This is a genomic window from Pseudomonas sp. Irchel 3F6 (assembly GCF_900187595.1).
In the GTDB taxonomy this organism is placed as follows: Bacteria; Pseudomonadota; Gammaproteobacteria; order Pseudomonadales; family Pseudomonadaceae; genus Aquipseudomonas; species Aquipseudomonas siliginis.
Map to the genome: position 1 here is coordinate 585,704 of NZ_FYDP01000002.1, position 26,688 is coordinate 612,391.

Annotated in this window: 23 protein-coding genes; 16 read left to right on the forward strand and 7 right to left on the reverse strand. The window is 61.3% G+C overall.

Going from position 1 to position 26,688, the window contains the following annotated elements; genetic code table 11:
• Positions 1 to 111: 111 nt before the first annotated feature.
• Positions 112 to 1,008 (forward strand): NAD(P)-dependent oxidoreductase, encoded by an 897-nt coding sequence (locus tag CKW30_RS08705; protein WP_177434203.1) that lies wholly within the window; start codon positions 112 to 114, stop codon positions 1,006 to 1,008.
• Here CKW30_RS08705 and CKW30_RS08710 read toward each other — a convergent pair.
• Together CKW30_RS08710 and CKW30_RS08715 are read right to left on the reverse strand one after the other, a co-directional pair.
• Positions 899 to 3,181 (reverse strand): bifunctional diguanylate cyclase/phosphodiesterase, encoded by a 2,283-nt coding sequence (locus tag CKW30_RS08710; RefSeq protein WP_095180558.1) that lies wholly within the window; start codon positions 3,179 to 3,181, stop codon positions 899 to 901. The genes CKW30_RS08705 and CKW30_RS08710 overlap by 110 nt on opposite strands.
• A 150-nt stretch (positions 3,182 to 3,331) precedes the next feature.
• Entirely contained in the window at positions 3,332 to 3,700 is a 369-nt protein-coding gene (locus CKW30_RS08715; protein ID WP_024011928.1) for a YkgJ family cysteine cluster protein, read from the reverse strand.
• Between the two features lie 301 nt (positions 3,701 to 4,001).
• Here CKW30_RS08715 and CKW30_RS08720 point away from each other — a divergent pair, with 301 nt between their 5' ends.
• On the forward strand, positions 4,002 to 5,351 hold the full coding sequence (locus tag CKW30_RS08720) for an MFS transporter (RefSeq protein ID WP_056783397.1): 1,350 nt from the start codon (positions 4,002 to 4,004) through the stop codon (positions 5,349 to 5,351).
• A 110-nt stretch (positions 5,352 to 5,461) separates the two neighbouring features.
• On the opposite strand, the gene rapA is transcribed toward CKW30_RS08720, so the two are convergent.
• Positions 5,462 to 8,308 (reverse strand): RNA polymerase-associated protein RapA, encoded by a 2,847-nt coding sequence (rapA, locus tag CKW30_RS08725; RefSeq protein ID WP_041478023.1) that lies wholly within the window; start codon positions 8,306 to 8,308, stop codon positions 5,462 to 5,464.
• Positions 8,309 to 8,548: 240 nt separating this feature from the next.
• On the opposite strand from rapA, the gene CKW30_RS08730 reads away from it, so the two are divergent.
• The 3 genes from CKW30_RS08730 to ccoM all read left to right on the forward strand — a co-directional run bounded on the left by CKW30_RS08730 (position 8,549) and on the right by ccoM (position 9,409).
• On the forward strand, positions 8,549 to 8,890 hold the full coding sequence (locus CKW30_RS08730; RefSeq protein WP_024011931.1) for a hypothetical protein: 342 nt from the start codon (positions 8,549 to 8,551) through the stop codon (positions 8,888 to 8,890).
• Between the two features lie 94 nt (positions 8,891 to 8,984).
• Entirely contained in the window at positions 8,985 to 9,146 is a 162-nt protein-coding gene (locus tag CKW30_RS27285) for a hypothetical protein (RefSeq protein ID WP_016771347.1), read from the forward strand.
• Between the two features lie 149 nt (positions 9,147 to 9,295).
• The gene (gene ccoM, locus CKW30_RS27750; protein ID WP_016771346.1) at positions 9,296 to 9,409 is read left to right on the forward strand and encodes a cytochrome c oxidase subunit CcoM; all 114 of its coding nucleotides are present in this window, start codon (positions 9,296 to 9,298) and stop codon (positions 9,407 to 9,409) included.
• 975 nt (positions 9,410 to 10,384) lie between these two features.
• On the opposite strand, the gene CKW30_RS08740 is transcribed toward ccoM, so the two are convergent.
• Together CKW30_RS08740 and CKW30_RS08745 are read right to left on the reverse strand one after the other, a co-directional pair.
• Positions 10,385 to 11,860 carry an inorganic phosphate transporter gene (locus CKW30_RS08740; protein WP_016771345.1) on the reverse strand — a complete coding sequence of 492 codons (1,476 nt, stop codon included), beginning with the start codon at positions 11,858 to 11,860 and terminating at the stop codon, positions 10,385 to 10,387.
• Positions 11,861 to 12,230: 370 nt separating this feature from the next.
• On the reverse strand, positions 12,231 to 12,431 hold the full coding sequence (locus tag CKW30_RS08745; RefSeq protein WP_008080067.1) for a hypothetical protein: 201 nt from the start codon (positions 12,429 to 12,431) through the stop codon (positions 12,231 to 12,233).
• Positions 12,432 to 13,062: 631 nt separating this feature from the next.
• Between CKW30_RS08745 and pcaR the strand changes: the two genes are divergently transcribed.
• The 11 genes from pcaR to pcaC all read left to right on the forward strand — a co-directional run bounded on the left by pcaR (position 13,063) and on the right by pcaC (position 24,135).
• Positions 13,063 to 13,905 carry a pca regulon transcriptional regulator PcaR gene (gene pcaR / locus CKW30_RS08750; protein ID WP_016771343.1) on the forward strand — a complete coding sequence of 281 codons (843 nt, stop codon included), beginning with the start codon at positions 13,063 to 13,065 and terminating at the stop codon, positions 13,903 to 13,905.
• Between the two features lie 293 nt (positions 13,906 to 14,198).
• Positions 14,199 to 15,545, forward strand: coding sequence for an MFS transporter (locus CKW30_RS08755; protein ID WP_041478919.1), 1,347 nt, complete (start codon positions 14,199 to 14,201; stop codon positions 15,543 to 15,545).
• Between the two features lie 269 nt (positions 15,546 to 15,814).
• On the forward strand, positions 15,815 to 16,672 hold the full coding sequence (locus CKW30_RS08760) for a CoA transferase subunit A (RefSeq protein WP_095180559.1): 858 nt from the start codon (positions 15,815 to 15,817) through the stop codon (positions 16,670 to 16,672).
• Positions 16,672 to 17,451 carry a CoA-transferase subunit beta gene (locus CKW30_RS08765; protein ID WP_016771341.1) on the forward strand — a complete coding sequence of 260 codons (780 nt, stop codon included), beginning with the start codon at positions 16,672 to 16,674 and terminating at the stop codon, positions 17,449 to 17,451. Before CKW30_RS08760 ends, CKW30_RS08765 begins: the two co-directional genes overlap by 1 nt.
• Positions 17,448 to 18,653, forward strand: coding sequence for a 3-oxoadipyl-CoA thiolase (gene pcaF / locus CKW30_RS08770; RefSeq protein ID WP_177434204.1), 1,206 nt, complete (start codon positions 17,448 to 17,450; stop codon positions 18,651 to 18,653). The genes CKW30_RS08765 and pcaF overlap by 4 nt, the downstream gene beginning before the upstream one ends.
• A gap of 36 nt (positions 18,654 to 18,689) precedes the next feature.
• A complete protein-coding gene (gene pcaH / locus CKW30_RS08775) occupies positions 18,690 to 19,394 on the forward strand; it encodes a protocatechuate 3,4-dioxygenase subunit beta (RefSeq protein WP_041478916.1) in 705 nt (234 codons plus the stop codon).
• A 1-nt stretch (position 19,395) separates the two neighbouring features.
• Entirely contained in the window at positions 19,396 to 19,962 is a 567-nt protein-coding gene (gene pcaG / locus CKW30_RS08780) for a protocatechuate 3,4-dioxygenase subunit alpha (RefSeq protein ID WP_095180561.1), read from the forward strand.
• Between the two features lie 261 nt (positions 19,963 to 20,223).
• Complete coding sequence (locus CKW30_RS08785) at positions 20,224 to 21,519, forward strand: MFS family transporter (protein WP_041478914.1); 1,296 nt, start codon at positions 20,224 to 20,226, stop codon at positions 21,517 to 21,519.
• Positions 21,520 to 21,564: 45 nt separating this feature from the next.
• Positions 21,565 to 22,929 carry a 3-carboxy-cis,cis-muconate cycloisomerase gene (locus CKW30_RS08790; RefSeq protein WP_095180562.1) on the forward strand — a complete coding sequence of 455 codons (1,365 nt, stop codon included), beginning with the start codon at positions 21,565 to 21,567 and terminating at the stop codon, positions 22,927 to 22,929.
• Positions 22,930 to 22,940: 11 nt separating this feature from the next.
• On the forward strand, positions 22,941 to 23,732 hold the full coding sequence (gene pcaD / locus CKW30_RS08795) for a 3-oxoadipate enol-lactonase (RefSeq protein ID WP_095180563.1): 792 nt from the start codon (positions 22,941 to 22,943) through the stop codon (positions 23,730 to 23,732).
• A 10-nt stretch (positions 23,733 to 23,742) separates the two neighbouring features.
• Positions 23,743 to 24,135, forward strand: a complete 393-nt coding sequence (pcaC, locus tag CKW30_RS08800; protein WP_007917093.1) for a 4-carboxymuconolactone decarboxylase — start codon at positions 23,743 to 23,745, stop codon at positions 24,133 to 24,135.
• Positions 24,136 to 24,238: 103 nt separating this feature from the next.
• Here the strand turns inward: pcaC and CKW30_RS08805 are convergent, their stop codons facing one another.
• Positions 24,239 to 25,045 (reverse strand): methyltransferase domain-containing protein, encoded by an 807-nt coding sequence (locus CKW30_RS08805; protein WP_095180564.1) that lies wholly within the window; start codon positions 25,043 to 25,045, stop codon positions 24,239 to 24,241.
• A 292-nt stretch (positions 25,046 to 25,337) separates the two neighbouring features.
• Positions 25,338 to 26,597: an OprD family porin gene (locus CKW30_RS08810; RefSeq protein ID WP_095180565.1), complete on the reverse strand. Its 1,260-nt coding sequence runs from the start codon at positions 26,595 to 26,597 to the stop codon at positions 25,338 to 25,340.
• Between the last annotated feature and the right edge of the window lie 91 nt (positions 26,598 to 26,688).

Genomic DNA, 26,688 nt, shown 5'->3' on the forward strand with positions numbered 1-26,688 from the left:
AATACGGCCCGGGCGTCGTAGTGCTGGCTGGTCTGATCGCCGGGCGGAATCCTTTCCTGATCGTTGATGAATCGGCCATGATTCGGTGATCTTTAATCGAAAAGAGGCGAAATGATGTCAACGCTACCTTCGTTGGGGTTTGCCGGAATCGGCCTGATGGGCCTGCCCATGTGCCGGCGTCTGCTGGCGGCGGGTTACCCGTTGACGGTGTGGAACCGCAACCCGGACAAGTGCGCACCGCTGGTTGCGACCGGCGCCCGCCAGGTATCGAGCCCCGCCGAACTGTGCGCACACGCCGACATCGTTATGCTGTGCCTGGCCGATACCGCCGTGGTGCGTGAAGTGGTGTTTGGCACTGGCGGTGTTGCCGAAGGTGCGAAAAACGGCCAGCTATTGGTGGATTTCTCCAGTCTTGAACCGACCGCGACTCGCGAGATGGCCGCAGCGCTGGCCGAGAAAACCGCCATGGGCTGGCTCGATTCACCAGTGTCCGGCGGCGTGGTGGGCGCCGAGGCCGGCAGTCTGGCAATCATGGTCGGTGGTGCAGCGGCAGATCTTGAGCGCGTGCGCCCGGTGCTGCTCAACCTCGGTCAGCGCGTCACGCACATGGGCGGCGTTGGCGCCGGCCAGGTGACCAAGGCCTGCAACCAGATGATCGTCGCGTGCAATGCGCTGGTGATTGCCGAAGTGGTGGCGTTGGCCGAGCAGGCCGGGGTCGATGCCAGTCTGATCGCCGAGGCGCTGGCCGGTGGCTTTGCTGATTCGAAGCCGTTGCAGATCCTTGCCCCGCAAATGGCCGAAAGCCGTTTCGAACCGGTCAAGTGGCACGTGCGCACGCTGCTCAAGGATCTCGACACAGCAGTGAAATTTTCCCGCGAGCAGGGCTCGGCGACGCCAATCAGCGGATTGGCCGCACAGTTGATGCGCCTGCATGGGGCGCAAGGCTTTTTAGCGAAGGATCCAGCGACGCTGGTGCAAATGTATCGCGCGCCAGACTCAACGGATTGACCCCGAGCACGGGTTTGCGCTGGTTGATTTCATCGAGCACCGCGCGCAATTCGTCCAGCGGCACCGGGCGGCTGAGCAGATAACCCTGAATGAAGTCGCAGCCCGAACGCTCGAGAAACTCATATTGCTCCAGGCTCTCGACGCCCTCAGTGACCACCTGCAGATGCAGGGTGTGGGCCATGACGATGATCGCCTGCACGATCTCTATGTCCGCCGTGGCGGTGGGAATGTCGAGGATGAACGAGCGGTCGATTTTCAGGGTGTTCAGCGGCAGACGCTTGAGGTAGGCCAGCGACGAATAGCCGGTGCCGAAATCATCGATCGACAGCGACACACCGAGGGCGCGGATCTGCCGCAGCAGCACCAGAGTGTCGGCGATATTGCCCATCAAGGCGTTTTCGGTGACCTCCAGTTCCAGGCGTTCCGGGGCAACGCCCGCCGTGTGCAAGGCGTGCTCGATCTCCTCGGCCAGCTCTTCGCGCGCCAGATTCAGCGGCGAGCAGTTCCAGGCGATTTTCAATTCGGCACAACCATGCCGCGACAGCTCGCCAAGATCCTTGCAGGCGCGGCGCAGCACCCAATTGTCCAGTTCGGCGATCAAACCGTTGTTCTCGGCGATACCTATGAAGCGATCCGGTGTGAGCAAACCGTGAACCGGATGCTGCCAGCGAATCAGCGCCTCGAGCTTGGTCACGCGTCCGGTTTTCACTTCGAAGATCGGCTGGTAGTAGAGCATCAGCGCGTTGTCTTGCCGTAGCGCACTGCGCAGTTCTTCTTCCAGTTGCAGCTCGAAACTGGCGCGGGTCTTCAGGCTGGAATTGAAGAAGTGCAGACCGTTGCGCCCGGCGCCTTTGGATTGGTACAGGGCCAGGTCGGCGTGTTTGAGCAGCTCTTCGCAGGTAGTGCCGTCTTCGGGAAACAGGCTGATGCCGATGCTGGTGGTCATCACCATGCGCCGGCCGGCCAGTTCGATCGGCTCTTTCATCTTGTGCATGATGCGCTGCGCCATACCGCGCGCCTCTTCGCGGTCGCGCAGGCTGATGAGGATGCAAAACTCGTCGCCGCCGAACCGCGCGACCACGTCTTCGTGGCTGCGCACCGAGCTCTTGATGTGCTGGGCGATGACTTTGAGCAGCGCGTCACCGGCATCATGGCCGAGGCTATCGTTGATGCGCTTGAAGTGGTCGATGTCGAGAAACATCACCGCGAGCATGCCGCCTTCGCTGGTTTTCTGGCTGAGTTTTTCGGCGAACATCTGGTTGAAACCACGGCGGTTGATCAGGTTGGTCAGCGCGTCGTAATTGGCCGCTTGCTGCAAAGACATGCGCGCCTGATCGAGTTGGCTGAGCAGGGCGTTGACCCGGCGCAGGTCGTTTTCCTTGTTCTGCAGTTTCTTGTCGGCGAGGGCGGCGCTGATCGCACTGCCGAGAATCAACAGGATGATCAGCGCCACGGTCAGGCCAAGTTGCAAATGCCCGGTTTCACTGCCGCTCGCTGCCAGGGCACCTTCGGGAAGAACCAGATCCAACGCGGCCATGCCGGTGAAGTGCATGCTGATGATGCCGGCGCCGAGAATCAGCGCCGCGCTGTACTTGAGCAATTGATGCGCGACCCCGCTGCCTTCGCTGAGATAGCGCGCCACCCACAGCGCGGTGAAACTGGCGCCGATGGCAATCAGCACCGACAGCGCTAACAGCCCTGGCTGATAGTAGGCGGTGGCGCTCGACTTCATCGCGGCCATGCCGACGTAATGCATGCCAGCGATGCCCAAACCGATGACACACGCGGTCTTCAGGCAATGCAGCGCGCTCGGCTGCACCTCACTGAGAGTGTGCATGGCCAGCCACGAGGCGAGCAGAGCGATCAGTAACGACAAGAGGGTGATGCCGAGGTCGTACTGAATATCGATGGGGGTCTGGAAGGCCAGCATGCCGATGAAGTGCATGGCCCAGATGCCGCCGGCCAGGCAGGTCGCGCCGATCCAGCGCCAGATGCGCCGCGACCCCGGATCTTCGGCATGCACCAGGCGCTCTGCCATGTCCAGGGTGGCGAAACTCGCCGCGCAGGCGACCAGATAGGCCACCATCACCAACAAAGGGTTGTGGCTGCAATCGAGGAGAATCTGCCCGCTCGCCGGCAGCTCGGCAACAAACTGCAAACCAAGCCACTCCATAGCATGCCCCGTCTCGGATTCATCTGGCCCGTGCGTCAATCAACGCAGGCGAATGGATGGAGTATAGAGGCGGTTTTCACGCTGCAAGGCGTAGTGGCACATTGGTGGTAATGATTTTGCCATTAGCCTCATAGCGATTTGCGCTAAGGCTCAGGCAATGCGCTCCAGCGGCAGATCATTCCAGTGTGGCGGCAAGGGCGGCAGGCCGTGGGCAGCGCGGGCCTTGTCGCAGTCCGGATTGTGTTCGCCGTTCTCCCACGACGCCTCGAACTCACGACACGTACTCGAGCGCTTGTCATAGATCGTGCAGGCCACGGCACTGCCGACCTCACCCGCCAGGGACATGCAACGCGCCGGTTTGCGATCGGTGCCGATCATTGCCACCCGGCTCGGGGTGATCTGCGCGACCAGTTCATCGGGCACCGTTCCGCCAGAGGATGAGCACTCACCCCAGAAAAAAGACACACGAAAATGGGAACAGCAGGCACCGCAATTCAGACACGGACTGGCTTCGGACATGGGCGGGGGTATCAAAGGGATTGATCGGAAGATCCGGACGGATCCGGCGGCCATTCTAGACTTTGCCATGGCGTTGGGAAGGGGGGCGCGAAACTATTTTTTTGTCGCCGGATTTTGCCGCGAAAGCCCCGTATGGCGGGGGATTCCAGACTTATCAAGGGCTTACGTTTCGTTACAGTGCGATGGGTCGATATCAGGCTGACGAATGATGACAGACAGCCCCCGTGCGGCTGACTAGATTGCAGGTTCCGGGCTCGACGCGCTGGCAGTGAAGCCCTCATAACAATAAAGAGACGGACCCATGCAGAACTCGACCCAAGCGGCGAATGCCTGGCGCATTCTGTTCCTGCTGTTCCTCGCCAACCTGTTCAATTTCTTCGACCGCACCATCCCGGCGATCATCATCGAACCGATCCGCATGGAATGGCACCTCAGCGACTTTCAGCTGGGCATCATCGGCACCGCGTTCACCATCGTTTACGCCATTGCCGGCCTGCCACTCGGGCGCATGGCCGACACCGGTTCACGCAGCAAGCTGATGGGCTGGGGCCTGGCCACCTGGAGTGCGCTGACTGCGGTCAACGGTATGGTCGGCAGTTTCTGGAGCTTTTTGATCGTGCGCATGGGCATCGGCATCGGCGAAGCCAGTTACGCACCAGCGGCCAACTCGCTGATCGGCGATCTGTTTCCGGCGCACCGTCGGGCGAGGGCGATGGGTATTTTCATGCTGGGCCTGCCGCTGGGGCTGCTGCTGGCGTTCTTCACCATCGGCGCGATGGTCAAGGCCTTCGACAGCTGGCGCGCGCCGTTCTTCATCGCCGCCGTGCCGGGGCTGATCCTCGCGGTGTTCATGTTCTTCATCAAAGAGCCGAAACGCGGCGCGGCTGAAACCGTGCAGGTCTCGCAAGAGAAAGTCGACAGGCCTATCCGCCGCGTTCTCGCTGTGCCGACCTTCCTGTGGCTGGTGATGGCCGGGCTGTGCTTCAACTTCGCGACCTATGCCTGCAACTCGTTTCTGGTGCCGATGCTGCAACGCTACTTTCTCATGCCGTTGCAGGAGGCGGCGGTGGCAACCGGGTTGATCGTTGGCGTGACGGGATTGGTCGGGCTGACCCTTGGCGGCTGGATCGCCGACAAGATCCACCAGCGCTTCGCCAGTGGGCGGCTGCTGTTTGCCGCGTTCAGCTTAATCATTTCAACGTTGTGCACAGCCTGGGCGCTGCATGCCGGGCGCATTGAGATCGGCGTGTTCGTCGCGGTGTTCAGCGTTGGCTGGCTGTTCGCTTACAACTTCTATACCTGCGTGTACACGGCGATTCAGGACGTCGTCGAACCGCGCCTGCGGGCCACGGCGATGGCGTTGTTCTTCGCCGGTCTGTATCTGCTCGGCGGCGGGTTGGGGCCGGTGGTCGTGGGTGGTCTGTCGGATCACTTCGCGCACACGGCGATGCTGGCGGCAGGGGCTGAGCAGATGACCGAAGCGTTCAAGGCTGTCGGCCTGCATGACGCGATGTACCTGATCCCAGTGGCGCTGTTCCTGACCATGGTCTTTCTGTTTCTGGCATCGCGGTGTTTTGTTCGCGATGCACAGCGGATGAAGGAGGGGTTGGTGGCTGTGGTTGAGCCTGAAATTTCTGCGGCGACTGCCTGACCGTTTTCGCGAGCAGGCTCGCTCCCACATGATCGTTCCCACGCAGAGCGTGGGAATGATCGGCCCGCATCACTGCGGGCCTCTTGGTTTTCAGCGGTGAAGCGGGGCGGTTAACCCGCCACCAACACCCGAATCGCTTCCAGGCGCAGCGCCGCTTTGTCGAGCATCGCCAGACCTTGCTCACGCTGAGTGCGCAACGCCTCCAGTTCGCTGTCGCGCACGGTCGGATTGACCGCCTGCAACGCGGTCAGGCGCGCCAGTTCTTCGTCGGTGTCGGCGGCCAGACGGCGGCGCGCTTCGGCCACACGTTCGGCGTGACGCGGGGCGATCTTTTCTTCGCCGGCATTGATCCGTGGCGTCAACTGATCGCGTTGAGCCTGGATGAATTTGTTGGCGCTGGCGCGGGGCACGCTTTCCAGCTGATCGTTGAGGGTTTCGAACGACACCCGTGGCGACAAGTCGTTGCCATTGGCATCGAGCAGGCAACGCAGCGCCGCCGGTGGCAGGTAGCGACCCAGTTGCAGCGAGCGCGGTGCGACCACTTCGCTGACGTAGAGCAATTCCAGCAACACAGTGCCCGGCTTCAACGCCTTGTTCTTGATCAGCGCGACGGCGGTGTTGCCCATCGAACCGGACAGCACCAGATCCATGCCGCCCTGCACCATCGGGTGTTCCCAGGTGATGAACTGCATGTCTTCGCGCGACAGCGCCTGGTTGCGGTCGTAGGTGATGGTCACGCCTTCGTCGTCGCCCAGCGGGAAACTGGCGTCGAGCATCTTCTCGCTCGGCTTGAGGATCAGGGCGTTTTCCGAATGGTCTTCGCTGTCGATGCCGAAGGCGTCGAACAGGGTTTCCATGTAGATCGGCAGGGCGAACTGATCGTCCTGCTCGAGAATCGCCTCGACCAGCGCTTCACCTTCGCCAGCGCCGCCGGAGTTCAGTTCCAGCAGACGGTCGCGACCGGTGTGCAGCTCGGCTTCGAGACGCTCACGCTCGGCGCGTGCTTCGTCGATCAGCGCTTGCCACTCGCCGTCATCGGCTTCTTCGAGCAGCGGCAGCAGGCGTGGGCCGAACTGATGCTGCAAGGCGTTGCCGGTCGGGCATGTGTTGAGGAAGGCGTTGAGCGCTTCGTGGTACCACTGGAACAGGCGCTCTTGCGGGCTGGTTTCCAGGTACGGCACGTGCAGTTCGATGATGTGTTTCTGGCCGATCCGGTCAAGACGACCGATACGCTGCTCGAGCAGGTCCGGGTGCGACGGCAGATCGAACAGCACCAGATGATGAGCGAACTGGAAGTTGCGACCCTCACTGCCGATTTCCGAGCAGATCAGCACTTGCGCGCCGAACTCTTCATCAGCGAAGTAGGCGGCGGCGCGGTCACGCTCGAGGATGTTCATGCCTTCGTGGAACACCGTGGCCGGGATGCCGGAACGCACGCGCAACGCGTCTTCCAGGTCCATCGCGGTTTCGGCGTGGGCGCAGATCACCAGCACCTTGGTGCGCTTGAGCATTTTCAGCTGATCGATCAGCCACTCGACGCGCGGATCGAATTTCCACCAGCGCTCTTCTTCACTGGCTTCCGGCTGCGCCTGGAAGCTGACTTCCGGGTACAGCTCGGCGTGTTCGCCCAGCGGCAGTTCGAGGTATTCGTCCGGGCACGGCAACGGGTACGGATGCAGTTTGCGCTCCGGGAAACCCTGCACGGCCGCGCGGGTATTACGGAACAGCACGCGACCGGTGCCGTGGCGATCGAGCAGCTCACGCACGAGGCGGGCGCTGGCTTCAGTGTCGCCATCGTTGACGGCGGTGAGCAGGGCTTCACCTTCGTTGCCGAGGAAACCGTGAATGGTCTTGTGCGCTTCGGCCGAGAGACGGCCCTTGTCGAGCAGTTCCTGCACGGCTTCGGCGACCGGGCGATAGTTGTCGCTCTCGGCGCGGAACGCGGCCAGGTCGTGGAAACGATTCGGGTCGAGCAGGCGCAGACGGGCGAAGTGGCTGTCCTGACCGAGTTGTTCCGGGGTGGCGGTGAGCAGCAGCACGCCGGGAATCACTTCGGCCAGTTGCTCGACCAGCGAATATTCCGCGCTGGCCTTGTCTTCATGCCAGACCAGGTGATGCGCTTCGTCCACCACCATCAGGTCCCAACCGGCAGCGAACAAGGCGTCCTGCGCCTTCTCGTCGTCGACCAGCCACTCCAGCGCGACCAGCGCCAGTTGCGTGTCTTCGAACGGGTTGGTGGCATCGCTTTCGATAAAGCGTTCTTCGTCGAACAGCGCGACCTGCAGATTGAAGCGGCGGCGCATCTCCACCAGCCACTGATGCTGGAGGTTTTCCGGGACCAGGATCAGCACGCGGTTGGCGCGCCCCGAAAGCAGTTGGCGATGGATGACCAGACCGGCTTCGATGGTTTTACCCAGACCTACTTCGTCCGCCAGCAATACGCGCGGGGCGATACGGTCGGCGACTTCGCGGGCGATGTGCAGCTGGTGCGCGATCGGTTGCGCACGCACGCCACCCAGGCCCCACAGCGAGGACTGCAACTGGCGGCTGGTGTGTTCAAGGGTGTTGTAGCGCAGGGAGAACCACGGCAGCGGGTCGATCTGTCCGGCGAACAGGCGGTCGCTGGCCAGACGGAACTGAATGAAGTTCGACAGCTGGGTTTCCGGCAGGGTGACGACTTCGTTCTGCCCGTTGAGGCCGTGATAGACCATCAGCCCGTCGACGTCGTCGACCTGCTGCACGGTCATCTTCCAGCCTTCGAAATGGGTGATGGAGTCGCCCGGCGAGAACCGCACGCGGGTCAGGGGCGCATTCCGTAGCGCGTACTGGCGGGTTTCGCCAGTGGCCGGGTAAAGCACGGTCAGCAAGCGGCCGTCCTGTGCCAGAACGGTGCCTAAACCAAGCTCTGCTTCGCTGTCACTGATCCAGCGTTGCCCCGGTTGATACTGCTGCGCCATGCTGCCTGACTCCCACCTTGAAAAAGCGGGCTATCTTAACGGAATGAGGGCTTCAGGGCCAAAGATTACTGGCGTAGGAGCTGCCGAAGGCTGCGATCTTTTGATCTGTGGGAACACTTGGGTTTTGCGTTGTCCCATGAAAGATCGCAGCCTGCGGGTGCGAGGTGCATCACACAATTACGACAGGCGGCTCAAGGCGCCTGCACCCCAGCCGATAGCCTGCAGACAGGAGACCTTTATATGTTGCCACCGATGCTCCCCTTGAGCGCCGTGCCGATCACTTCCCAGCAGGATCCGATCCGCCAGCGGCCGGACATCCCGCCGGTGGTGCCGGTGCAGGAAAGCTCCAACGAAAGCACGATCGATCTGCAGAAGCGTGATCCGGAAGAGGATCGTCTGCTCGCGCGCGAAGAACAGCGCCGCCAACAGGAACGTGACCGTCGGCGCCGCGAGGCGGATGAGGATCCGGAAGAGCATCTGGCCGTGCCGGGCACTGAGCTGAACGCCGACAACACCGTGCCGGTGGTGCCGCTGATAGACGATCAGCCGCGTCAGGGCTTGTGGGTTGATATCGAGATTTGAGCAGCGACTGGTCAGCGCCTGCGCCAAGCGGCATGATTGGCGCAATCCTGTCGGTGACGGCAGCTGTGATCTCTTCTGCGATGTGCCGGACGCCATGAGCCAAGACGACAAACTGATCGACCTCAGCACTGAACGCGCCAAGCGAGTGCATGACCTCAACGAAAAGCGCCTGAACGAAGTGCGCCAGGCTTTCGAGCAGGCGATGCCGTTGGGAAAAGCCAAGAAAAAGTCGAAGAACAAGCCGAAAAAGCGTTGATCTCCCGCTGCATTGGTTGATGCAGATCAGTTATTTCCCCTCCTTTATTTCCCTTCGTTGCGGATATTGATCCTGGTCAATATGTGCGCCTGTGTGTTTGTTAATTTGAATCCATCGCAGCAAAGCAAAGCAGGGCCGGGAGGTCAGTCATGTTTTTCGATAACGTGGTGTTTGCCGGGGTTCTCACGGTGGGGCTCATGGTGCTGTTTTTTGCAGGGTTTGGATTTTTTATCTGGAAGGATGCGCATAAGCGGCGCAAGTGAGTTCTTCTGGATTGATGGGCACGCAAGGCATTTTGGGGCGACTTCGGTTGCCCCTTTTTTTTTGTGCCTTGGCGGCCTTTGGGCCGACCAGGCTGTTGGGGGGGTGGGTGAATATCCGTTGCTTCGGTAGCGGCTGCTGGCGGTTTCGCCTGACGGCGACTTACTTTTTTACAAGCGCCTAAAAAAGTAAGCAAAAAACGCTAGCTCCTGCGTTCGGCCCTCGCAGGCTCGGGTTCCTTCGTTTCGGGACTGATCCGGGCGCAGCGGCTCCGGTTTGCTTCGCTGCACCTCCTTCCGCTGTGTCTGGCTGCGCCAGACGGTCGCTGCGCTCCCACGCCCGGATCAATCCCTCCGCTCAGCCTTCCGACGTCGCCCGTAGATCAAAAGCACTCGAGCTTGCGCTCATTGTTGAGTGGTTAGAAGCGTCGCATGGCTTGAGATTTTCGGTGGATTCGCCCCTCACCCCAGCCCTCCCCGAGGGAGAGGGAGCCGATTTTTGCGGTGTTCAAAACCTGCATTCGACTCGGTATCGCAAGTCGGCGTGTTTCGCCCAAACACCTCGGTCAGTCCCCTCTCCCTCTGGGAGAGGGCTAGGGTGAGGGGCTCTTGATCTGGCTTTGGCTTTTGCTTTTGATCTTTTGCCCCTTCGGCAGGCTTCGTTACGGGATCGATCCGGGGGTGGGAGCGTAGCGACTGTACGACGCAGTCGTACACAGCGAGTGTAGGTGCAGCGAAGCCAACCGGAGCCGCTGCGCCCGGATCGGTCCCGTAACGAAGGTACCCCGAGCTCCAGCGAGCGGGCCGTACGCCGGGGCAAAGCCTTTTGGGTTACCTTTTTGGCGTCTGAAAAAGGTGACTCGCTGTAAGAGCGAAACCGCCAGCGGCAGCACCCGCAGCAACGGATATGCCCCCAATCCAAAAAACAAAAAAGGCGCGATTCCAAAGAATCGCGCCTCCTTCACAAGCAACAATCGATCAACTACCCAAAGCCTTCGAAGCCAACCAGAACAACCCGGCCGACAGCGCCACGGTCGCTGGCAAGGTCAACACCCAGGCCAGCAGAATAGTCTTGACCGTGCCACCCTGCAGGCCGCTTTTATTGGCAACCATGGTCCCGGCCACACCCGAAGACAACACATGAGTGGTCGACACCGGCAGGCTGAAAATGTTGGCCATGCCGATCAAACTGGCGGTGGTGATCTGCGCCGACATGCCCTGGGAATAGGTCATGCCCTGCTTGCCGATCTTCTCGCCAATGGTCAGCACCACACGCTTCCAGCCGACCATGGTGCCCAGGCCCAGTGCCAGGGCGACCGCCAGAATCACCCAGAACGGGGCGTATTCAGTGGTGGTGGTCAGGTCTTTGCGCAGCTTGTCGAGGTCAGCCTTTTCACGGGCTTCCAGGCCAGGCAATTTGCCGACTTTCTTCGCCGTGTCGTCCAGGCAGAGCAGGTAGCGACGCACTTCGATGCGGCTGTCCGACGACAGCGAATGGTAGTCCGCTACACCTTTGAGGGTATGCAGCAGGGCGGTGATGGTCGGTTCGGTCTGCTGCGGGTTGCAGCGGAACTTCTCCGGCAGGTCGCCTTCCACGCTCTTGCCCAGGGCCAGGAACTCACCCAGCGAATCGGCGTTGCGCTGGTAGAACTGGCTCAGGTGCAGGGTCGCGTCGCGGGTGCGTTCGATCTGGTAGGTGGTGCTGTTCAGATCGAGTACGAACTGCGCCGGGACGATACCGATCAGCACCAGCATGATCAGGCCGATGCCTTTCTGGCCGTCGTTGGAACCGTGCACGAAGCTCACGGCCATGGCCGAGATCACCAGGACCAGACGGTTCCAGAACGGCGGGTGCTTTTTGTCGTCGATCTTGCGGCGCTGTTCCGGCGTCTTGTGCATCTTCGACAGCGGGCGCCACCATTTCAGGCCGATCAGCACCAGCGCGGCGATGAGGAAGCCGGCCATCGGCGAGAACACCAGCGAGGCGCCGATGTCGATCGCTTTCTGCCAGTTCACGCCATCTCTCAACGGAATGTCGTTGATCAGCGCGTTGGCCAGACCGACGCCGAGGATCGAGCCGATCAGGGTGTGCGAGCTGGAAGCCGGGATACCGAAGTACCAGGTGCCCAAATTCCAGGCGATTGCCGCGGCGAGCAACGAGAACACCATCGCCAGGCCATGGCCGGTGTTCACATTGATCAGCAGCTCAACCGGCAGCAGGTGGACGATGGCATACGCCACGCCAACGCCGCCCAGCAGCACGCCGAGGAAATTGAACACACCGGAAAAGAACACCGCCAGGTGTGGCGGCATGGCTTTGGTGTAGATAACAGTGGCTACCGCGTTAGCGGTGTCATGAAATCCATTGATGAACTCGAAGGCGAGGACAAACGTCAGGGCGAGCAAGAGGCTCACAAGCACCCAAGCATCCAGTCCGCTGAATAAATCGATCATGAAGGTTTTCTGACCCGGTCGTAAGGGGGCGCGATTATGCCAGAAAAGACAGGAAATCGATGCCCCGTCTGCTCACTGGTCACACCCTTCTTCGATTTAATTTGTTGCAGGGCGTGAAAACCAAGCAGCACGCAGGGTTTTTCAACTACTTGATTTTATTGAATAAACTATATTTTCGAGCCGTTTTTTCAGACATCGCAAAGGCTCAAACGCTTGTCTGAAATATCTCTGAAACCTGTGGGACGCTCGTTCATAAGCCCCAGAACAGCGATGCAGCCGCTGCCCGCAGATAGCGGGCGCGCGAGATGTCGTCTTCCACCGCGCTGTGGCTCAGGCGGACGCCGACTTTCGAATGCTCAACCGCCGTGGCTCATGGCTCTTCGGCTTTGAGTTCCTTTTCGATCTTTTCGATTTCCTGCTTGAACACCTGATCCTGAACAGTAGGGCGCTTGCGCCATGCCTTGCGTTCCGGTTCCGGCTGAGCGGCGTAGGTGGTGACTTCCCCGCCGTAAACTTCCTTGTAACGTTGTTCCTGGCGCTCTAGTTCCGCGCGCAGTTCGTCTTTTGTCACGGTGCTACCTGTATGAGTTGAATTGAATATCCGGTGAAACACACTGCAACGAGTCAATTGAGCGAACCCGCCAGTCATCCACAGCCCGATCAGGCGCGGAGACATTGCAGAGGCGATCAAGACTTCCGTGTTACAGGCGGCTACGGCACCAGATAAAAACTGACGCAGCATCAGTTTCCTGTTTCAGCGAGCGCTGGCGTTGCATGTGTGATGGGCGCCGGGCGCTGGCCGGAGCTGAGACGAAGGACCTCGTTTCAGCAAGTCGCGGGCTTTTGATTAAAGCGCCGCGACTAGGGTGCATTATAGCGGCCGATTCGGGAATGACTATCTTTGCCAAGTTAAAAACGGTTCTGAATGTGTGAGGGTTTTGTTACCGGCAACTTTTACCGCTAGTTAAGTGTAAAGACCGCGTTATAGAACAGGCGTTCTGTTTTTGGCGCCATTAACTGGAACAACTAAGTTGCGAGCAGAATCGCTAAAGCTGCCTCAAGGATGAAGAGGAGGGCGGGCGGCTGGATTGCGATTATCGGTCGGCGGTTCGATAATCGCCCAATGTTGGCGCCGCGATGCTTGTGCATCGCGCGGCGAGCCGTTTGACTAGGCATCGATGCGTGCCGGACAAGGACAAGAAATGAACGATCAAATGCGCAACTCCTTCACGTCGGTGGCGCCGCCCATCGTCGCTTCGCCGGCCAAGCGCATTCAGGCGCTGACCGGTGATCCGGATTTCATGACGTCCTTGGCCCGTGGTCTGGCGGTGGTGCAGGCGTTTCAGGAACGTAAACGCCACCTGACCATCGCGCAGATCAGTCATCGCACGGAAATTCCCCGCGCCGCCGTGCGCCGTTGTCTGCACACGCTGATCAAGCTCGGCTACGCCACCACCGACGGGCGCACCTATTCGCTGCTGCCGAAAGTGCTGACCCTCGGCCACGCCTATCTGTCCTCAACCCCGCTGGCCGTTTCCGCACAGCCGTATCTCGACCGTATGAGCGAGCAACTGCACGAAGCCTGCAACATGGCGACGCTGGAGGGCGATGACATTCTCTATATCGCACGTTCGGCGACCACTCAGCGATTGATCTCGGTCGACCTTTCCGTCGGTGGGCGGTTGCCGGCGTATTGCACGTCGATGGGGCGGATTCTGCTAGCGGCACTGGATGACACCTCCCTGGGCGAATACCTCGACCACGCCGAACTGGTGGCCAAGACCAGCCGCACCATTCATACCCCGGACGCGTTGCTCGAATGTTTGCAGCAGGTGCGTCAGCAGGGCTGGTGCATTGTCGATCAGGAACTGGAACAGGGCCTGCGCTCGATCGCTGTGCCGGTGTACGACGCCTCCGGGCAAGTGGTCGCCGCGCTGAATGTCAGCACCCACGCCGGGCGAGTCAGCCGCGCCGAGCTGGAGCAGCGCTTCCTGCCCGGCCTGCTCAGCGCCAGCCGCGACCTCAGTGCGCAGTTGTTCGCCTGAGGAAGCTGTTCGATAAACGCACAGTGTTGCGTTTATCGAATTGACGCTAAAACCCTCGGATCATTAATGTCGCGGCAGCGTCATCCGGCGCTGATGTGAATGAGCTCGCCGGACTGTCGACCCCATAATAATGACAAGAGGCAACTCACCATGCGCTCGCTCCCCGACTGTCCGTATCCCACCCGTTGTTGCCGGGTTCACCGCAACGCCTGATAACAACCTTCTATTCTTGTGACCGTGCCTTCCTTTGGCCGGCCGCCGTTCGACTGCGTTTTTTGCGTGGAATAAAAATAATGAACCAGCCTCAGTCCGCTGTGGGTAACTGCCTCGATGTGCAGACCTTTATCAACGCCCAACCGATCTCGCGCTATCAGTGGCGAGTGGTGATCCTGTGTTTCCTGATCGTATTTCTCGACGGCCTCGACACCGCCGCCATGGGCTTCATCGCCCCGGCGCTGTCGCAAGACTGGGGCATCGACCGCGCCAGCCTCGGCCCGGTGATGAGTGCTGCGCTGATCGGCATGGTCTTCGGCGCCCTCGGCTCCGGCCCTTTGGCTGACCGCTTCGGGCGCAAAGTCGTACTCGTCGGTGCGGTGATTCTGTTCGGCGGCTTCAGCCTGGCCTCGGCGTACAGCACCAACGTCGAACAACTGCTGGTGTTGCGCTTCCTTACCGGCCTCGGTCTCGGCGCGGGCATGCCCAACGCGACGACGCTGCTCTCGGAATACACCCCGGAGCGCAAGAAGTCGCTGCTGGTGACCAGCATGTTCTGCGGCTTCAACCTCGGCATGGCCGGCGGCGGTTTCATCTCGGCAAAACTGATCCCGGCGTTCGGCTGGCACGCGCTGTTGATGATCGGCGGGATCCTGCCGCTGATCCTCGCGGTGGTATTGGTGTTCTGGCTGCCGGAGTCGGCGCGCTACCTGGTGGTACGCAACCGCGGCACCGACAAAGTTCGCAAGACCTTGGCACCGATCGATCCAATTACCGTCGCCCAGGCTGCGAGCTTCAGCGTGCCGGAACAGAAAACCGTCAAGGCGCGCAATGTCTTCGCGGTGATCTTCTCCGGCACTTACAGCACCGGCACGCTGCTGTTGTGGCTGACCTATTTCATGGGCCTGGTGATCGTCTACCTGCTGACCAGTTGGCTGCCGACGCTGATGCGCGACAGCGGCGCGAGCATGGAACAGGCCGCGTTCATCGGTGCGTTGTTCCAGTTTGGTGGGGTGTTGAGCGCGGTCGGGGTGGGCTGGGCGATGGACCGCTTCAATCCGCACAAGGTCATCGGTATTTTCTACCTGCTGGCCGGGGTGTTTGCCTACGCCGTGGGGCAGAGCCTGGGCAACATCACTTTGCTGGCGACGCTGGTACTGGTGGCGGGCATGTGCGTTAACGGCGCGCAATCGGCGATGCCGTCATTGGCAGCACGCTTCTACCCGACGCAAGGCCGCGCGACCGGGGTGTCGTGGATGCTCGGCATCGGCCGCTTCGGCGCGATTCTTGGGGCGTGGATGGGCGCAACCTTGCTCGGCCTGGGCTGGAATTTCGAGCAAGTGCTGACCGCGCTGGTGATCCCGGCGGGGTTGGCGACGGCGGCGGTGTTGATCAAGGGCATGGTCAGTCATGCGGATGCGACCTGAATCGGGCGCAGATCGTTATTGAACAGGCTGGCCCCTTCGCGAGCAGGCTCGCTCCCACATTCTGGAATGCATTCCAAGGTGGGAGCGAGCCTGCTCGCGAAGCTTTTGATCTGATTGTTAGCTGAACAACAATCCGTTCGATAAACGAACACTCAGTCGATTATCGGATTGTTTGGCGATTTTCCCGAGCTTAATCTTCAGTGACTCCGGCGCTGAACCTCGCGCCTTTTTATCACTGGCGATTCCTTACAAGAACAGGAGCCCGCTCCATGGCTGAGATCCTTTCGCTGCACGACGCGGTGAAGCAATTCGTCAACGACGGCGATACCGTCGCCCTCGAAGGCTTCACTCACCTGATCCCTACGGCAGCGGGTCATGAAATCATTCGTCAAGGCAAGAAAGATCTGACGCTGGTGCGGATGACGCCTGACCTGATCTACGACCAACTGATCGGCGCCGGTTGCGCGCGCAAACTGATTTTCTCCTGGGGCGGCAACCCGGGTGTGGGTTCGCTGCACCGTCTGCGTGACGCGGTCGAAAAGCAGTGGCCACACGCGCTGGAAATCGAAGAACACAGCCACGCCGACCTCGCCAACGCCTACGTCGCCGGCGCGTCCGGGCTGCCGTTCGCGGTGCTGCGTGCCTACGCCGGTTCCGACCTGCCGAAGGTCAATCCGCTGATCAAAACCGTGACCTGTCCGTTCACCAGCGAAGTGCTGGCGGCAGTGCCATCGGTGCGCCCGGACGTCACCGTGATCCACGCGCAAAAGGCCGACCGCAAAGGCAACGTGCTGCTCTGGGGCATTCTCGGTGTGCAGAAAGAAGCCGCGCTGGCGGCCAAGCGCTGCATCGTCACGGTGGAAGAGATCGTCGATGACCTCAACGCACCGATGAACGCTTGCGTACTGCCGACCTGGGCCTTGAGCGCGGTCTGCCACGTGCCGGGCGGCGCGCATCCGTCCTACGCCCACGGTTACACCGAGCGTGACAATCGTTTCTATCAGGCGTGGGACCCGATCGCTCGCGACCGTGAGACGTTTACCGCGTGGATCAACGAATACATCCATGGCTGCGCTGACTTCAGCGAATTCCAGGCCAAATTGGCCGCTGCTTCGGAGGCCAAGTAATGACTTACACCACCAATGAAATGATGACCGTCGCGGCGGCCCGGCGCCTGAAGAACGGCTCGGTATGCTTCGTCGGCATCGGCCTGCCATCGAAAGCCGCCAACCTCGCGCGCCTGACTTCATCGCCGGACGTGGTGCTGATTTACGAATCCGGCCCGATTGGCGCTAAGCCGAGCGTACTGCCGCTGTCCATCGGTGACGGTGAGCTGGCCGAGACCGCCGACACCGTGGTGCCGACCGGTGAGATTTTTCGCTATTGGTTGCAGGGCGGGCGCATCGACGTTGGCTTCCTCGGCGCCGCGCAGGTCGACCGTTTCGGCAACATCAACACCACCGTGGTCGGCGACTACCACGCGCCGAAAGTGCGCCTGCCGGGTGCCGGTGGCGCGCCGGAGATTGCCGGTTCGGCGAAAAGCGTGCTGATCATCCTTAAACAGTCGGCGCGTTCGTTTGTCGACAAACTCGATTTCATCACCTCGGTCGGTCACGGCGAGGGCGGCGATTCGCGTAAACGTCTCGGCCTGCCGGGCGCCGGGCCGGTGGGGATCATCACCGACCTGTGCATCATGGAACCGGAGGAGGGCACCCACGAATTTGTGGTCACCGCGCTGCATCCGGGCGTGACCCGCGAGCAAGTGGTCGCCGCCACCGGTTGGGCGATCCGTTTTGCCGACTCTGTTGAAACCACCGCTGAGCCGACCGAAGTCGAGCTGACGGCGCTGCGTGATCTTGAAGCGCGCACCGCTGCCGCCCACGGTCAGGCACCGGGAGAAGCATGATGCGTGACGTGTATATCTGCGACGCGATTCGCACCCCCATTGGCCGCTTCGGTGGCGCATTGTCCGCCGTGCGCGCCGACGACCTGGCCGCCGTGCCGATCAAGGCCCTGATGGAGCGCAATCCATCGGTGGACTGGAATGCCGTCGATGAGGTGTTCCTCGGCTGCGCCAATCAGGCCGGCGAAGACAACCGCAACGTCGCACGCATGGCATTGCTGCTCGCCGGCCTGCCGGACAGCGTGCCCGGCGTTACGCTCAATCGCCTCTGCGCTTCGGGCATGGACGCGATCGGCACCGCATTCCGCGCTATCGCCAGTGGCGAGATGGAGTTGGCGATTGCCGGTGGCGTCGAGTCGATGTCCCGCGCGCCATTCGTGATGGGCAAGGCCGACGCGGCGTTCTCGCGCAACATGAAGCTGGAGGACACCACCATCGGCTGGCGTTTCATCAACCCGCTGATGAAGGCGCAGTACGGCGTCGATGCCATGCCGCAAACCGCTGACAACGTCGCCGACGACTATAAGGTCTCGCGCGCAGATCAGGACGCCTTTGCCTTGCGCAGTCAGCAACGTACCGCCGCCGCGCAGGCCGCCGGTTACTTCGCCGAAGAAATTGTTGAAGTACGTATTGCCCACAAGAAGGGCGAAACCGTGGTCAGCCAGGACGAACATCCGCGCGCCGATACCACGATTGAAGCGTTGACCAAGTTGAAACCGGTCAACGGCGCAGACAAAACCGTCACCGCCGGCAATGCCTCCGGGGTCAATGATGGTGCTGCTGCGCTGATTCTGGCGTCAGCCGAAGCGGTGAAAAAACACGGCCTGACTGCTCGCGCAAAAGTGCTCGGCATGGCCAGCGCCGGCGTCGCACCACGGGTGATGGGCATCGGCCCGGTGCCGGCGGTGCGCAAACTGACCGAGCGCCTTGGAGTGGCGGTCAGCGATTTCGACGTGATCGAACTCAACGAAGCGTTTGCCAGCCAGGGTCTGGCGGTATTGCGCGAGTTGGGCCTGGCCGACGATGCGCCGCAGGTCAACCCGAATGGCGGCGCGATTGCTCTCGGTCACCCGTTGGGCATGAGCGGTGCGCGGCTGGTGCTGACCGCCCTGCATCATCTGGAAAAGACTGGCGGCAAGAAAGGTCTGGCGACCATGTGCGTCGGTGTTGGCCAGGGTCTGGCCCTGGCCATCGAACGTGTCTGACGCGCTGCGGCACTTACAAGAACTGAGGAAAGCGAAATGACTGACAAGCCTGGTTACCGTCGCCCACAGGCAGGCACTCAGCCTGACTACCTGCACCCGACGTATCAATCCACCAACCTGCGCTCGCCGTCCAAGCCGTTGGTGCACCTGCCCCATTCACTCTCGGAAATCACCGGGCCGACCATCGGCGCCGAACACGTTGCCGAGAAGGACAATGACCTCACCGCTCAGCACGACGGCGAGCCATTGGGCGAGCGCATCATCATTCACGGCCGCGTGCTCGACGAAGACGGCCTGCCGGTGCCGGGGATTCTGGTGGAGATCTGGCAGGCCAACGCCGCCGGCCGCTACAACCATGCCCGCGACCTGCACGACGCGCCGCTGGACCCGAACTTCACCGGCACCGGCCGCACCGTCACCGATGCCGATGGCTGGTACCAGTTCCAGACCATCAAGCCCGGCGCCTATCCGTGGGGCAACCACCACAACGCCTGGCGCCCGGCGCACATCCACTTTTCCCTGTTTGGGCCGAGCATTCTTACGCGTCTGGTCACGCAGATGTACTTCCCCGGTGATCCGCTGCTGGCGTATGACCCGATCTACAACTGCGTGCCGGACACTTCGGCCAAGGAACGCCTGATCGCCAGTTTCGATCTGGAAAAAACCATTCCGTCCTACGCCCTCGGTTACCGCTGGGACATCGTGCTGCGCGGCCGTGAAGCCACGCCGATGGAGAAATAAGATGACGCTTTATGCGACCACGTCCCACACCGTCGGGCCGTATTACCACATCGGCCTGACCTGGCTGAACCGCGAAACCCTGGCCAACGAGCTGACCCTCGGCGAGCGCGTGGCAATCACCGGCCAAGTGGTGGATGGCAATGGCGATGTCGTCAACGACGCCATGCTCGAAGTCTGGCAGGCCAACGCCGCCGGCAAGTACGACCACCCGGAAGATCAGCAGGACAAACCGCTCGACCCGAATTTTGAAGGTTTCGGTCGGGTGCCGGTCGACGCCGAAGGGCGCTTCCGTTTCACCACGATCAAACCGGGCTCTGTGCCGGGGTTGAAAGGCTCGACCCAGGCGCCGCATCTGGTGGTGCTGGTGTTTGCTCGTGGTCTGGTCAAGCATTTGCTGACGCGGATTTATTTTGAAGGCGAACCGGCGAACGTTGCTGACCCGTTGCTCGAGTGCGTGCCGGCGGAGCGTCGCCAGACGTTGCTGGCCAAGGCGGATGCGTCGGGTGTGTACCAGTGGAATGTAGTTCTGCAGGGCACCGATGCCGAGACGGTGTTCTTCGATTATTGAGAGAACACCCCAAATCCCCTGCAGGACAGAGTCCCTGTGGTGAGGGGATTTATCCCCGCTGGGCTGCGAAGCAGCCCCAAAAACCAGTCGGCGCGGTATTCAGATGAACCGCGTGTATCTGATTTGCGAGTGCTTTGCACTCGAGCGGGGATAAATCTCCTCGCCACAAAGGCTGATCCATACGTGGGTGATGATCCGATGCGGAACGGGACTGTTGCAAAGTATGTCTAGACTGTGACTGTCCCTATCGAGTGAAAAACAATGACAACCACCACCTCCCACTACACCGGCGAAGAGCGCAGCAAGCGCATCTTTGCCATCGTCGGCGCTTCGTCCGGCAACCTCGTCGAATGGTTCGACTTCTACGTCTACGCCTTCTGCGCGATCTATTTCGCCCCGGCGTTTTTCCCCTCCGATAACCCGACTGTGCAACTGGTCAACACCGCTGGCGTGTTCGCTGCCGGGTTCCTGATGCGTCCGATTGGTGGCTGGATTTTCGGCCGGGTCGCTGACAAGCACGGGCGCAAGAACTCGATGCTCATCTCGATTCTGATGATGTGCTTCGGCTCGCTGCTGATTGCCTGCCTGCCGACCTACAAGGACATCGGCGTCTGGGCACCGGTGCTGTTGCTGTTCGCGCGTTTGCTGCAAGGTCTGTCGGTCGGCGGCGAGTACGGCACCACCGCGACTTACATGAGCGAAGTCGCGCTCAAGGGTCAGCGCGGATTCTTCGCCTCGTTCCAGTACGTGACGCTGATTGGCGGCCAATTGCTGGCGGTGTCGCTGGTGGTGGTGCTGCAACAGTTCCTCACTGAAGAAGACCTGCGTGCCTACGGCTGGCGGATCCCGTTCGTGGTCGGTGCGGTGGCGGCGCTGATTTCGCTGTTCCTGCGTCGTTCGCTGAAGGAAACCACCAATAAGGAAACCCGTGCGCATAAAGACGCCGGCAGCATCACTGCACTGTTCCGCGATCACAAAGCGGCGTTCATCACCGTGCTCGGCTACACCGCTGGCGGCTCGCTGATTTTCTACACCTTCACCACTTACATGCAGAAATACCTGGTGAACACCGCCGGGATGCACGCCAAGACCGCCAGCTACATCATGACCGGCGCGCTGTTCCTGTATATGTGCATGCAGCCGTTGTTCGGCATGCTCGCCGACAAGATCGGCCGGCGTAATTCGATGCTCTGGTTCGGCGCGCTTGGCACGCTGTTCACCGTGCCGATTCTGCTCAGCCTGAAAAGTATCAGCAGCCCGTTCCTCGCCTTCGTGCTGATCACCCTGGCGCTGGCGATTGTGAGCTTCTACACCTCGATCAGCGGTCTGGTAAAAGCCGAGATGTTCCCGCCGGAAGTCCGCGCGCTTGGTGTCGGCCTGGCTTACGCGGTGGCGAATGCAATCTTCGGCGGTTCGGCGGAATTCGTTGCCTTGAGCCTCAAGGCTGGCGGCATGGAAAACGCCTTCTACTGGTACGTCACGGCGATGATGGCGGTGGCTTTCCTGTTCAGCCTGCGTTTGCCCAAGCAGGCGAAGTATCTGCACCACGATCTGTAAACCCATGTGCGCGGGCTGCGAGGCCCGCGCCGGCAAGGACTGTTTATGACTCAGCGACCGGGCAATCAATTGTTCGATGCCTACTTCACCGCCCGCGATATGCGCGAAGTGTTCTGCGATCAGGGCCGGGTGCAGGCGATGCTTGATTTCGAAGCGGCGCTGGCCCGGGCTGAGGCGCGGGTCGGGCTGATTCCTTCATCGGCCGTGGCACCGATTGCCACAGCGTGCGACGCCGGTCTGTATGACTTCGCGGCGCTGGGCGAGGCGATTGCCACGGCCGGCAATTCGGCGATTCCACTGGTCAAGGCCTTGGGCAAGCAGATCGCCTCGAGCGATGCCGAGGCCGAGCGCTATGTGCATCTGGGCGCGACCAGTCAGGACGTGATGGATTCCGGGCTGGTCTTGCAATTGCGCCAGGCGCTGGCGCTGATCGAAAACCAACTGGCACAACTGGCCGACTCGCTCGCCACTCAGGCACAACGTTTCGCCGCCACGCCACTGGCCGGTCGCACCTGGCTGCAACACGCGACGCCAGTGACCCTCGGTATGAAAATCGCCGGATGGCTGGGTGCCGTCACGCGCAGCCGTCAGCGTCTGCAACAACTCAAGCCACGTCTGCTGGTGCTGCAATTCGGTGGCGCCTCGGGCACGCTCGCGGCGCTGGGGGCACAGGCGTTGCCGATTGCCGAAGCCTTGGCCGAGGAACTGCAACTGACCCTGCCCGAGCAACCGTGGCATACCCAGCGTGACCGCATCGTCGAGTTCGGCGCGGTGCTTGGCCTGATCGCCGGCAGCCTCGGCAAATTCGGCCGCGACATCAGCCTGTTGATGCAGACCGAAGCGGCGGAAGTGTTCGAGCCCGCCGCACCGGGCAAGGGCGGTTCTTCGACTATGCCGCACAAACGTAACCCGGTCGGCGCGGCGGTGCTGATCGGCGCGGCCACGCGGGTGCCGGGGCTGGTGTCGACGCTGTTCAGCGCGATGCCGCAGGAACACGAACGCAGTCTCGGTTTGTGGCACGCCGAATGGGAAACCCTGCCGGAGATCTGCTGCCTGGTGTCCGGTTCGCTGCAACAGGCGCGTTTGCTGGCCGACGGTCTGGAAGTCGATGCGGCGCGCATGGCCCGCAACCTCGAATTGACCCAAGGCCTGGTGCTGGCCGAAGCGGTGAGCATCGTCCTCGCCCAACGCGTCGGCCGCGACACCGCGCATCATCTGCTCGAACAGTGCTGCAAACGCGCGGTGGCCGAACAACGCCATTTGCGTGCGGTGCTGGCTGACGAGCCGCAAGTCACCGCCGAACTCAGTGGCGCTGAACTCGATGATCTTCTGAACCCCGCGCATTACCTTGGCCAGGCGCAAGCCTGGGTCGAGCGCGCGGTGGCTGAACACAACGCTTTGAATGTCTGAAGGAGAGGGCTGTGGCTTTCGTTCAACTCGCCGATGGCGAACTGCACTATCAAATAGAAGGCCCGGCCGCTGCGCCGGTGCTGGTGCTGTCCAACTCGCTGGGCACCGACCTGCACATGTGGGACGCGCAGATGCCGGCGTTCACCGAGCATTTCCGCGTGCTGCGTTTCGACACGCGCGGCCATGGGCAATCGCTGGTCACCGAAGGGCCGTACAGCATCGAGCAGTTGGGCCATGACGTACTCGGTCTGCTCGATGCGCTGCATATCGAGCGCGCGCATTTTTGCGGACTGTCGATGGGCGGGCTGATCGGTCAGTGGCTGGGGATCAATGCCGGGCATCGTCTGCACAAATTGATCGTGTGCAACACGGCGGCGAAAATCGGCGATCCGTCGGTATGGAATCCACGCATCGAAACCGTGTTGCGTGACGGCCCGGCGGCGATGGTCGCACTGCGGGATGCCTCGATTGCGCGCTGGTTCACCCCAGACTTTTCCGCAGCGCATCCCGAGGCGGCGAAGAAGATTACTGACATGCTCGCCGCGACCAATCCACAAGGCTATGCGGCCAACTGCGCGGCCGTGCGCGATGCCGATTTCCGTGAACAACTGGCTTCGATCAACGTGCCGTTGCTGGTGATTGCCGGCAGCGAAGATGCGGTGACGCCGCCGTCCGGCGGGCATTTCATTCGCGACCATGTGCGCGGCGCCGAGTACGCCGAGTTCCATGCGGCGCATTTGTCCAACGTGCAGGCCGGCGCCGATTTCAGCGACCGTGTGCTGGCGTTTTTGCAGGCTCAGTGAGGAAGATTTTGTGGACGAGAAACAACGTTACGACGAAGGCATGCAAGTCCGCCGCGCGGTGCTGGGCGATGCCCACGTCGATCGCAGCCTGACCACGCTGACCGAGTTCAACTCGGAGTTCCAGGAAATGATCACCCGCCACGCCTGGGGCGACATCTGGACGCGTCCGGGCCTGCCCCGCCATACCCGCAGCCTGATCACCATCGCCATGCTGATCGGCATGAACCGCGAGGGCGAACTGAAACTGCACCTGCGCGCGGCGGCCAATAATGGTGTGAGCCGTGGCGAGATCAAGGAAGTGATCATGCAGAGCGCGATCTACTGCGGCATACCGGCGGCGAACGCGACGTTTCATTTGGCGGAATCGGTGTGGGATGAACTCGGGGTTGAATCCCGCGAGTGAGGTTGTTGCACTGACGCCTTCGCGAGCAGGCTCGCTCCCACATTGGAATGCATTTCCCTGTGGGAGCGAGCCTGCTCGCGAAAGCGGTAGCGGCCGTAACGAATCACACCCTGGCGACAATAAATATTCGCTTGAATGCAAACAACGTATGCCCATCCCCCTCCTGCGGATAATGCTCATGCACCCGCATCAGGTAGTGATAGATAAACCGCGCCTGTTCCGCTGAACTCAACGCCTGCATCACCGGCCGCAGCGCCGAGACCTTCACCCAGTCATACACCGGCGACTTGCCGTCAACCACCTGCAACTGCTCGGTCTCCCTGATATCCAGCGACGTAGTCATGGGCGCGAGCAACCGATAGTAATCCTCCAGTGCCAATAACGGCCGCGCCGCCATGCGCTGGCGCAGTTCAGGTGTGCCCAGTGGTGTGCCACCGGGGCCGCCGTTTTCGAGGGTGTCGAGCATCAGCCGATACCACAGCGCATCGCGCCAGTCCGGCATGTGCGCCGCCAGACAGCCGCCGGGATTCAGATAACCGAGCAGGCGCGGCAGCAGTTTTTCATGGCCTTCGATAAAGTGCAGCACGGCGGCTGCGAACAGCAGATCCGCCGGTTGCTCAGGTTGCCAATCAAGCAGGTCGCAATGTTTCCACAGCGCCCGGATCGGCAGGCAGCGTGCCTCATCGAGCATCTGCGCGGAGCTGTCGACGCCCTGCAACTGCGCGCGCGGCCAGCGTTTGGCCAACAACTGCGTGGCAATGCCGGTGCCGCAGCCGAGGTCGTAAATGCGTTGCGGGTTGTGCAGGTCGACGCGGTCGAGCAATTCGTTGACCGGACGTTGTCTGAGACGCGAAAACTGCTGGTACGCCTTGGCGTCCCAATCGGGTGCAGTGGTGCGGCGCGTGATCATGAGGTGATCCTCCGGTGATCAAATGGTGTCTTCCGATGACAACCTGGTGCACAGCTGGAGACCGACTACGAAACGGAAGCGTGAAGGGTTGGAGCACCTGAGTCCTTCAGGTTTGCTCACTGTAACCGCCGCCCGCAAAAGCGCTACATGGCCTGACCAATGACATGCATCTGTGATGGGAATCAAATGTGGGAGCGAGCCTGCTCGCGAAGGCCATTTCATATTCGACACAGATGTCGACTGAAGCAGCGCTTTCGCGAGCAGGCTCGCTCCCACAGTGGAGCATGTTTGGTTAAAGCAGGCTGATCGGGTAGCTGACGATCAACCGGTTCTCATCGAACTCGTTGTTGCTGAAGTCGCGGCGCATGGTCGAGTTGCGCCATCTGACGTTCAAATCCTTCAACGTGCCGCTCTGCACCGTGTAACCGAGTTCCGATTCGCGGCCCCATTCCTTGCCGTCGGTGATCGTCCCGGTGTGCACGTTGTCGCCGCTGATGTAGCGGTTCATCAGGGTCAGGCCGGGGATGCCCATGGCGGCGAAGTTGTAGTCGTGGCGCAGCTGCCAGGAGCGTTCCTGAGCGTTGTCATAACTGGCGTTGTAGCTGTCGTTGGCCAAGGTGCCGCCGCTGGTGCCGTTGACGCGCATCCAGGCGCTGTCGCCGGTCAGTTTCTGCAGGCCGAGGTAGAACGTGTTGCCGCCGTACTTGGCCGAAAACATGCCGTACCAGGTCTTGTTGTCCAGGTCGCCGGCACGCGCGCTGCCATCTTCCTTGCCGTAGAAAAAGCCGAGGTTGGCGCCCAGCGTCCAGTCGCCGAGCGGCTGACTGTGCAGCACATTGAGGTACTGCTGGCTGTAGATGTCCTTGAGTTGCGCGTTCCACAGGCCGATCTGTGTGCGCTTGTCGTTGAACAGGTATTCGCCGCCCTGGAAGTTGAAACGATCAGAGGTGAACGCGGCTTTGCCGGTCATCGACATGTCGCTCATGCTGCTGTCGTCGCGCGGGCTGTTGGCGCGGAACTGGCCGCCATAGAGGGTCAGGCCGGCGATTTCCTTGGAGGTGATCTGGCCGCCACGGAAGGTTTGCGGCAGCGAGCGACCGTCGTCCGAACGCAGAATCGGCAATACCGGCATCCACTCGCCGACCTTGACCTCGGTCTGCGAAAGTCTGGCCTTGAGCGCGACGTTGGTGCGGCCGAAGTTGTCCGCCGGGCGGCCGTCATGGTCCAGCGGCAACAACTGCGTGCCGCCCGTGCCTTTACCGCCATCGAGCTTGATCGAATACAGCCCGAGTACGTCCATGCCGAAACCGACCGTGCCTTGGGTAAAGCCGGATTTGGCGTCGAGGATGAAACTCTGCGTCCAGTCTTCAGCCTTGCCCTGGGTTTTGGTCGGGTTGGTGAAGTTGCGGTTGATATAGAAGTTGCGCAGGTTGAGGTTGACCTTGGCGCCTTCAACGAAGCCGCCTTCTTCGGCGCTTGCCGGCAGGGCCAGACCGGCGATGGCCAGGGCGATCACAGCGGGCAATGCGTAGGGCACAGGGAAAACTGTCATGGACTTGGGTCTCTCTTGTTTTTTTAGGGCGAACGGCTGCGCTGTCGCGGCGGATGCGGCGCAGGCAACGTGATGCAGGTCTGAGATGCAG

What these genes read in the sequence shown, in the direction of transcription:
- CKW30_RS08805 (WP_095180564.1), bottom strand. Translation starts at nt 25,045, where the DNA reads ATGATCACGCGCCGCACCACTGCACCCGATTGGGACGCCAAGGCGTAC.
- pcaR (WP_016771343.1), top strand. Translation starts at nt 13,063, where the DNA reads ATGAACGATCAAATGCGCAACTCCTTCACGTCGGTGGCGCCGCCCATC.
- CKW30_RS08740 (WP_016771345.1), bottom strand. Translation starts at nt 11,860, where the DNA reads ATGATCGATTTATTCAGCGGACTGGATGCTTGGGTGCTTGTGAGCCTC.
- pcaG (WP_095180561.1), top strand. Translation starts at nt 19,396, where the DNA reads ATGACGCTTTATGCGACCACGTCCCACACCGTCGGGCCGTATTACCAC.
- CKW30_RS08765 (WP_016771341.1), top strand. Translation starts at nt 16,672, where the DNA reads ATGACTTACACCACCAATGAAATGATGACCGTCGCGGCGGCCCGGCGC.
- CKW30_RS08710 (WP_095180558.1), bottom strand. Translation starts at nt 3,181, where the DNA reads ATGGAGTGGCTTGGTTTGCAGTTTGTTGCCGAGCTGCCGGCGAGCGGG.
- CKW30_RS08705 (WP_177434203.1), top strand. Translation starts at nt 112, where the DNA reads ATGATGTCAACGCTACCTTCGTTGGGGTTTGCCGGAATCGGCCTGATG.
- CKW30_RS08810 (WP_095180565.1), bottom strand. Translation starts at nt 26,597, where the DNA reads ATGACAGTTTTCCCTGTGCCCTACGCATTGCCCGCTGTGATCGCCCTG.
- CKW30_RS08720 (WP_056783397.1), top strand. Translation starts at nt 4,002, where the DNA reads ATGCAGAACTCGACCCAAGCGGCGAATGCCTGGCGCATTCTGTTCCTG.
- CKW30_RS08715 (WP_024011928.1), bottom strand. Translation starts at nt 3,700, where the DNA reads ATGTCCGAAGCCAGTCCGTGTCTGAATTGCGGTGCCTGCTGTTCCCAT.
- pcaH (WP_041478916.1), top strand. Translation starts at nt 18,690, where the DNA reads ATGACTGACAAGCCTGGTTACCGTCGCCCACAGGCAGGCACTCAGCCT.
- pcaF (WP_177434204.1), top strand. Translation starts at nt 17,448, where the DNA reads ATGATGCGTGACGTGTATATCTGCGACGCGATTCGCACCCCCATTGGC.
- CKW30_RS08785 (WP_041478914.1), top strand. Translation starts at nt 20,224, where the DNA reads ATGACAACCACCACCTCCCACTACACCGGCGAAGAGCGCAGCAAGCGC.
- rapA (WP_041478023.1), bottom strand. Translation starts at nt 8,308, where the DNA reads ATGGCGCAGCAGTATCAACCGGGGCAACGCTGGATCAGTGACAGCGAA.
- CKW30_RS08755 (WP_041478919.1), top strand. Translation starts at nt 14,199, where the DNA reads ATGAACCAGCCTCAGTCCGCTGTGGGTAACTGCCTCGATGTGCAGACC.
- CKW30_RS08760 (WP_095180559.1), top strand. Translation starts at nt 15,815, where the DNA reads ATGGCTGAGATCCTTTCGCTGCACGACGCGGTGAAGCAATTCGTCAAC.
- CKW30_RS08730 (WP_024011931.1), top strand. Translation starts at nt 8,549, where the DNA reads ATGTTGCCACCGATGCTCCCCTTGAGCGCCGTGCCGATCACTTCCCAG.
- CKW30_RS08790 (WP_095180562.1), top strand. Translation starts at nt 21,565, where the DNA reads ATGACTCAGCGACCGGGCAATCAATTGTTCGATGCCTACTTCACCGCC.
- CKW30_RS27285 (WP_016771347.1), top strand. Translation starts at nt 8,985, where the DNA reads ATGAGCCAAGACGACAAACTGATCGACCTCAGCACTGAACGCGCCAAG.
- ccoM (WP_016771346.1), top strand. Translation starts at nt 9,296, where the DNA reads ATGTTTTTCGATAACGTGGTGTTTGCCGGGGTTCTCACGGTGGGGCTC.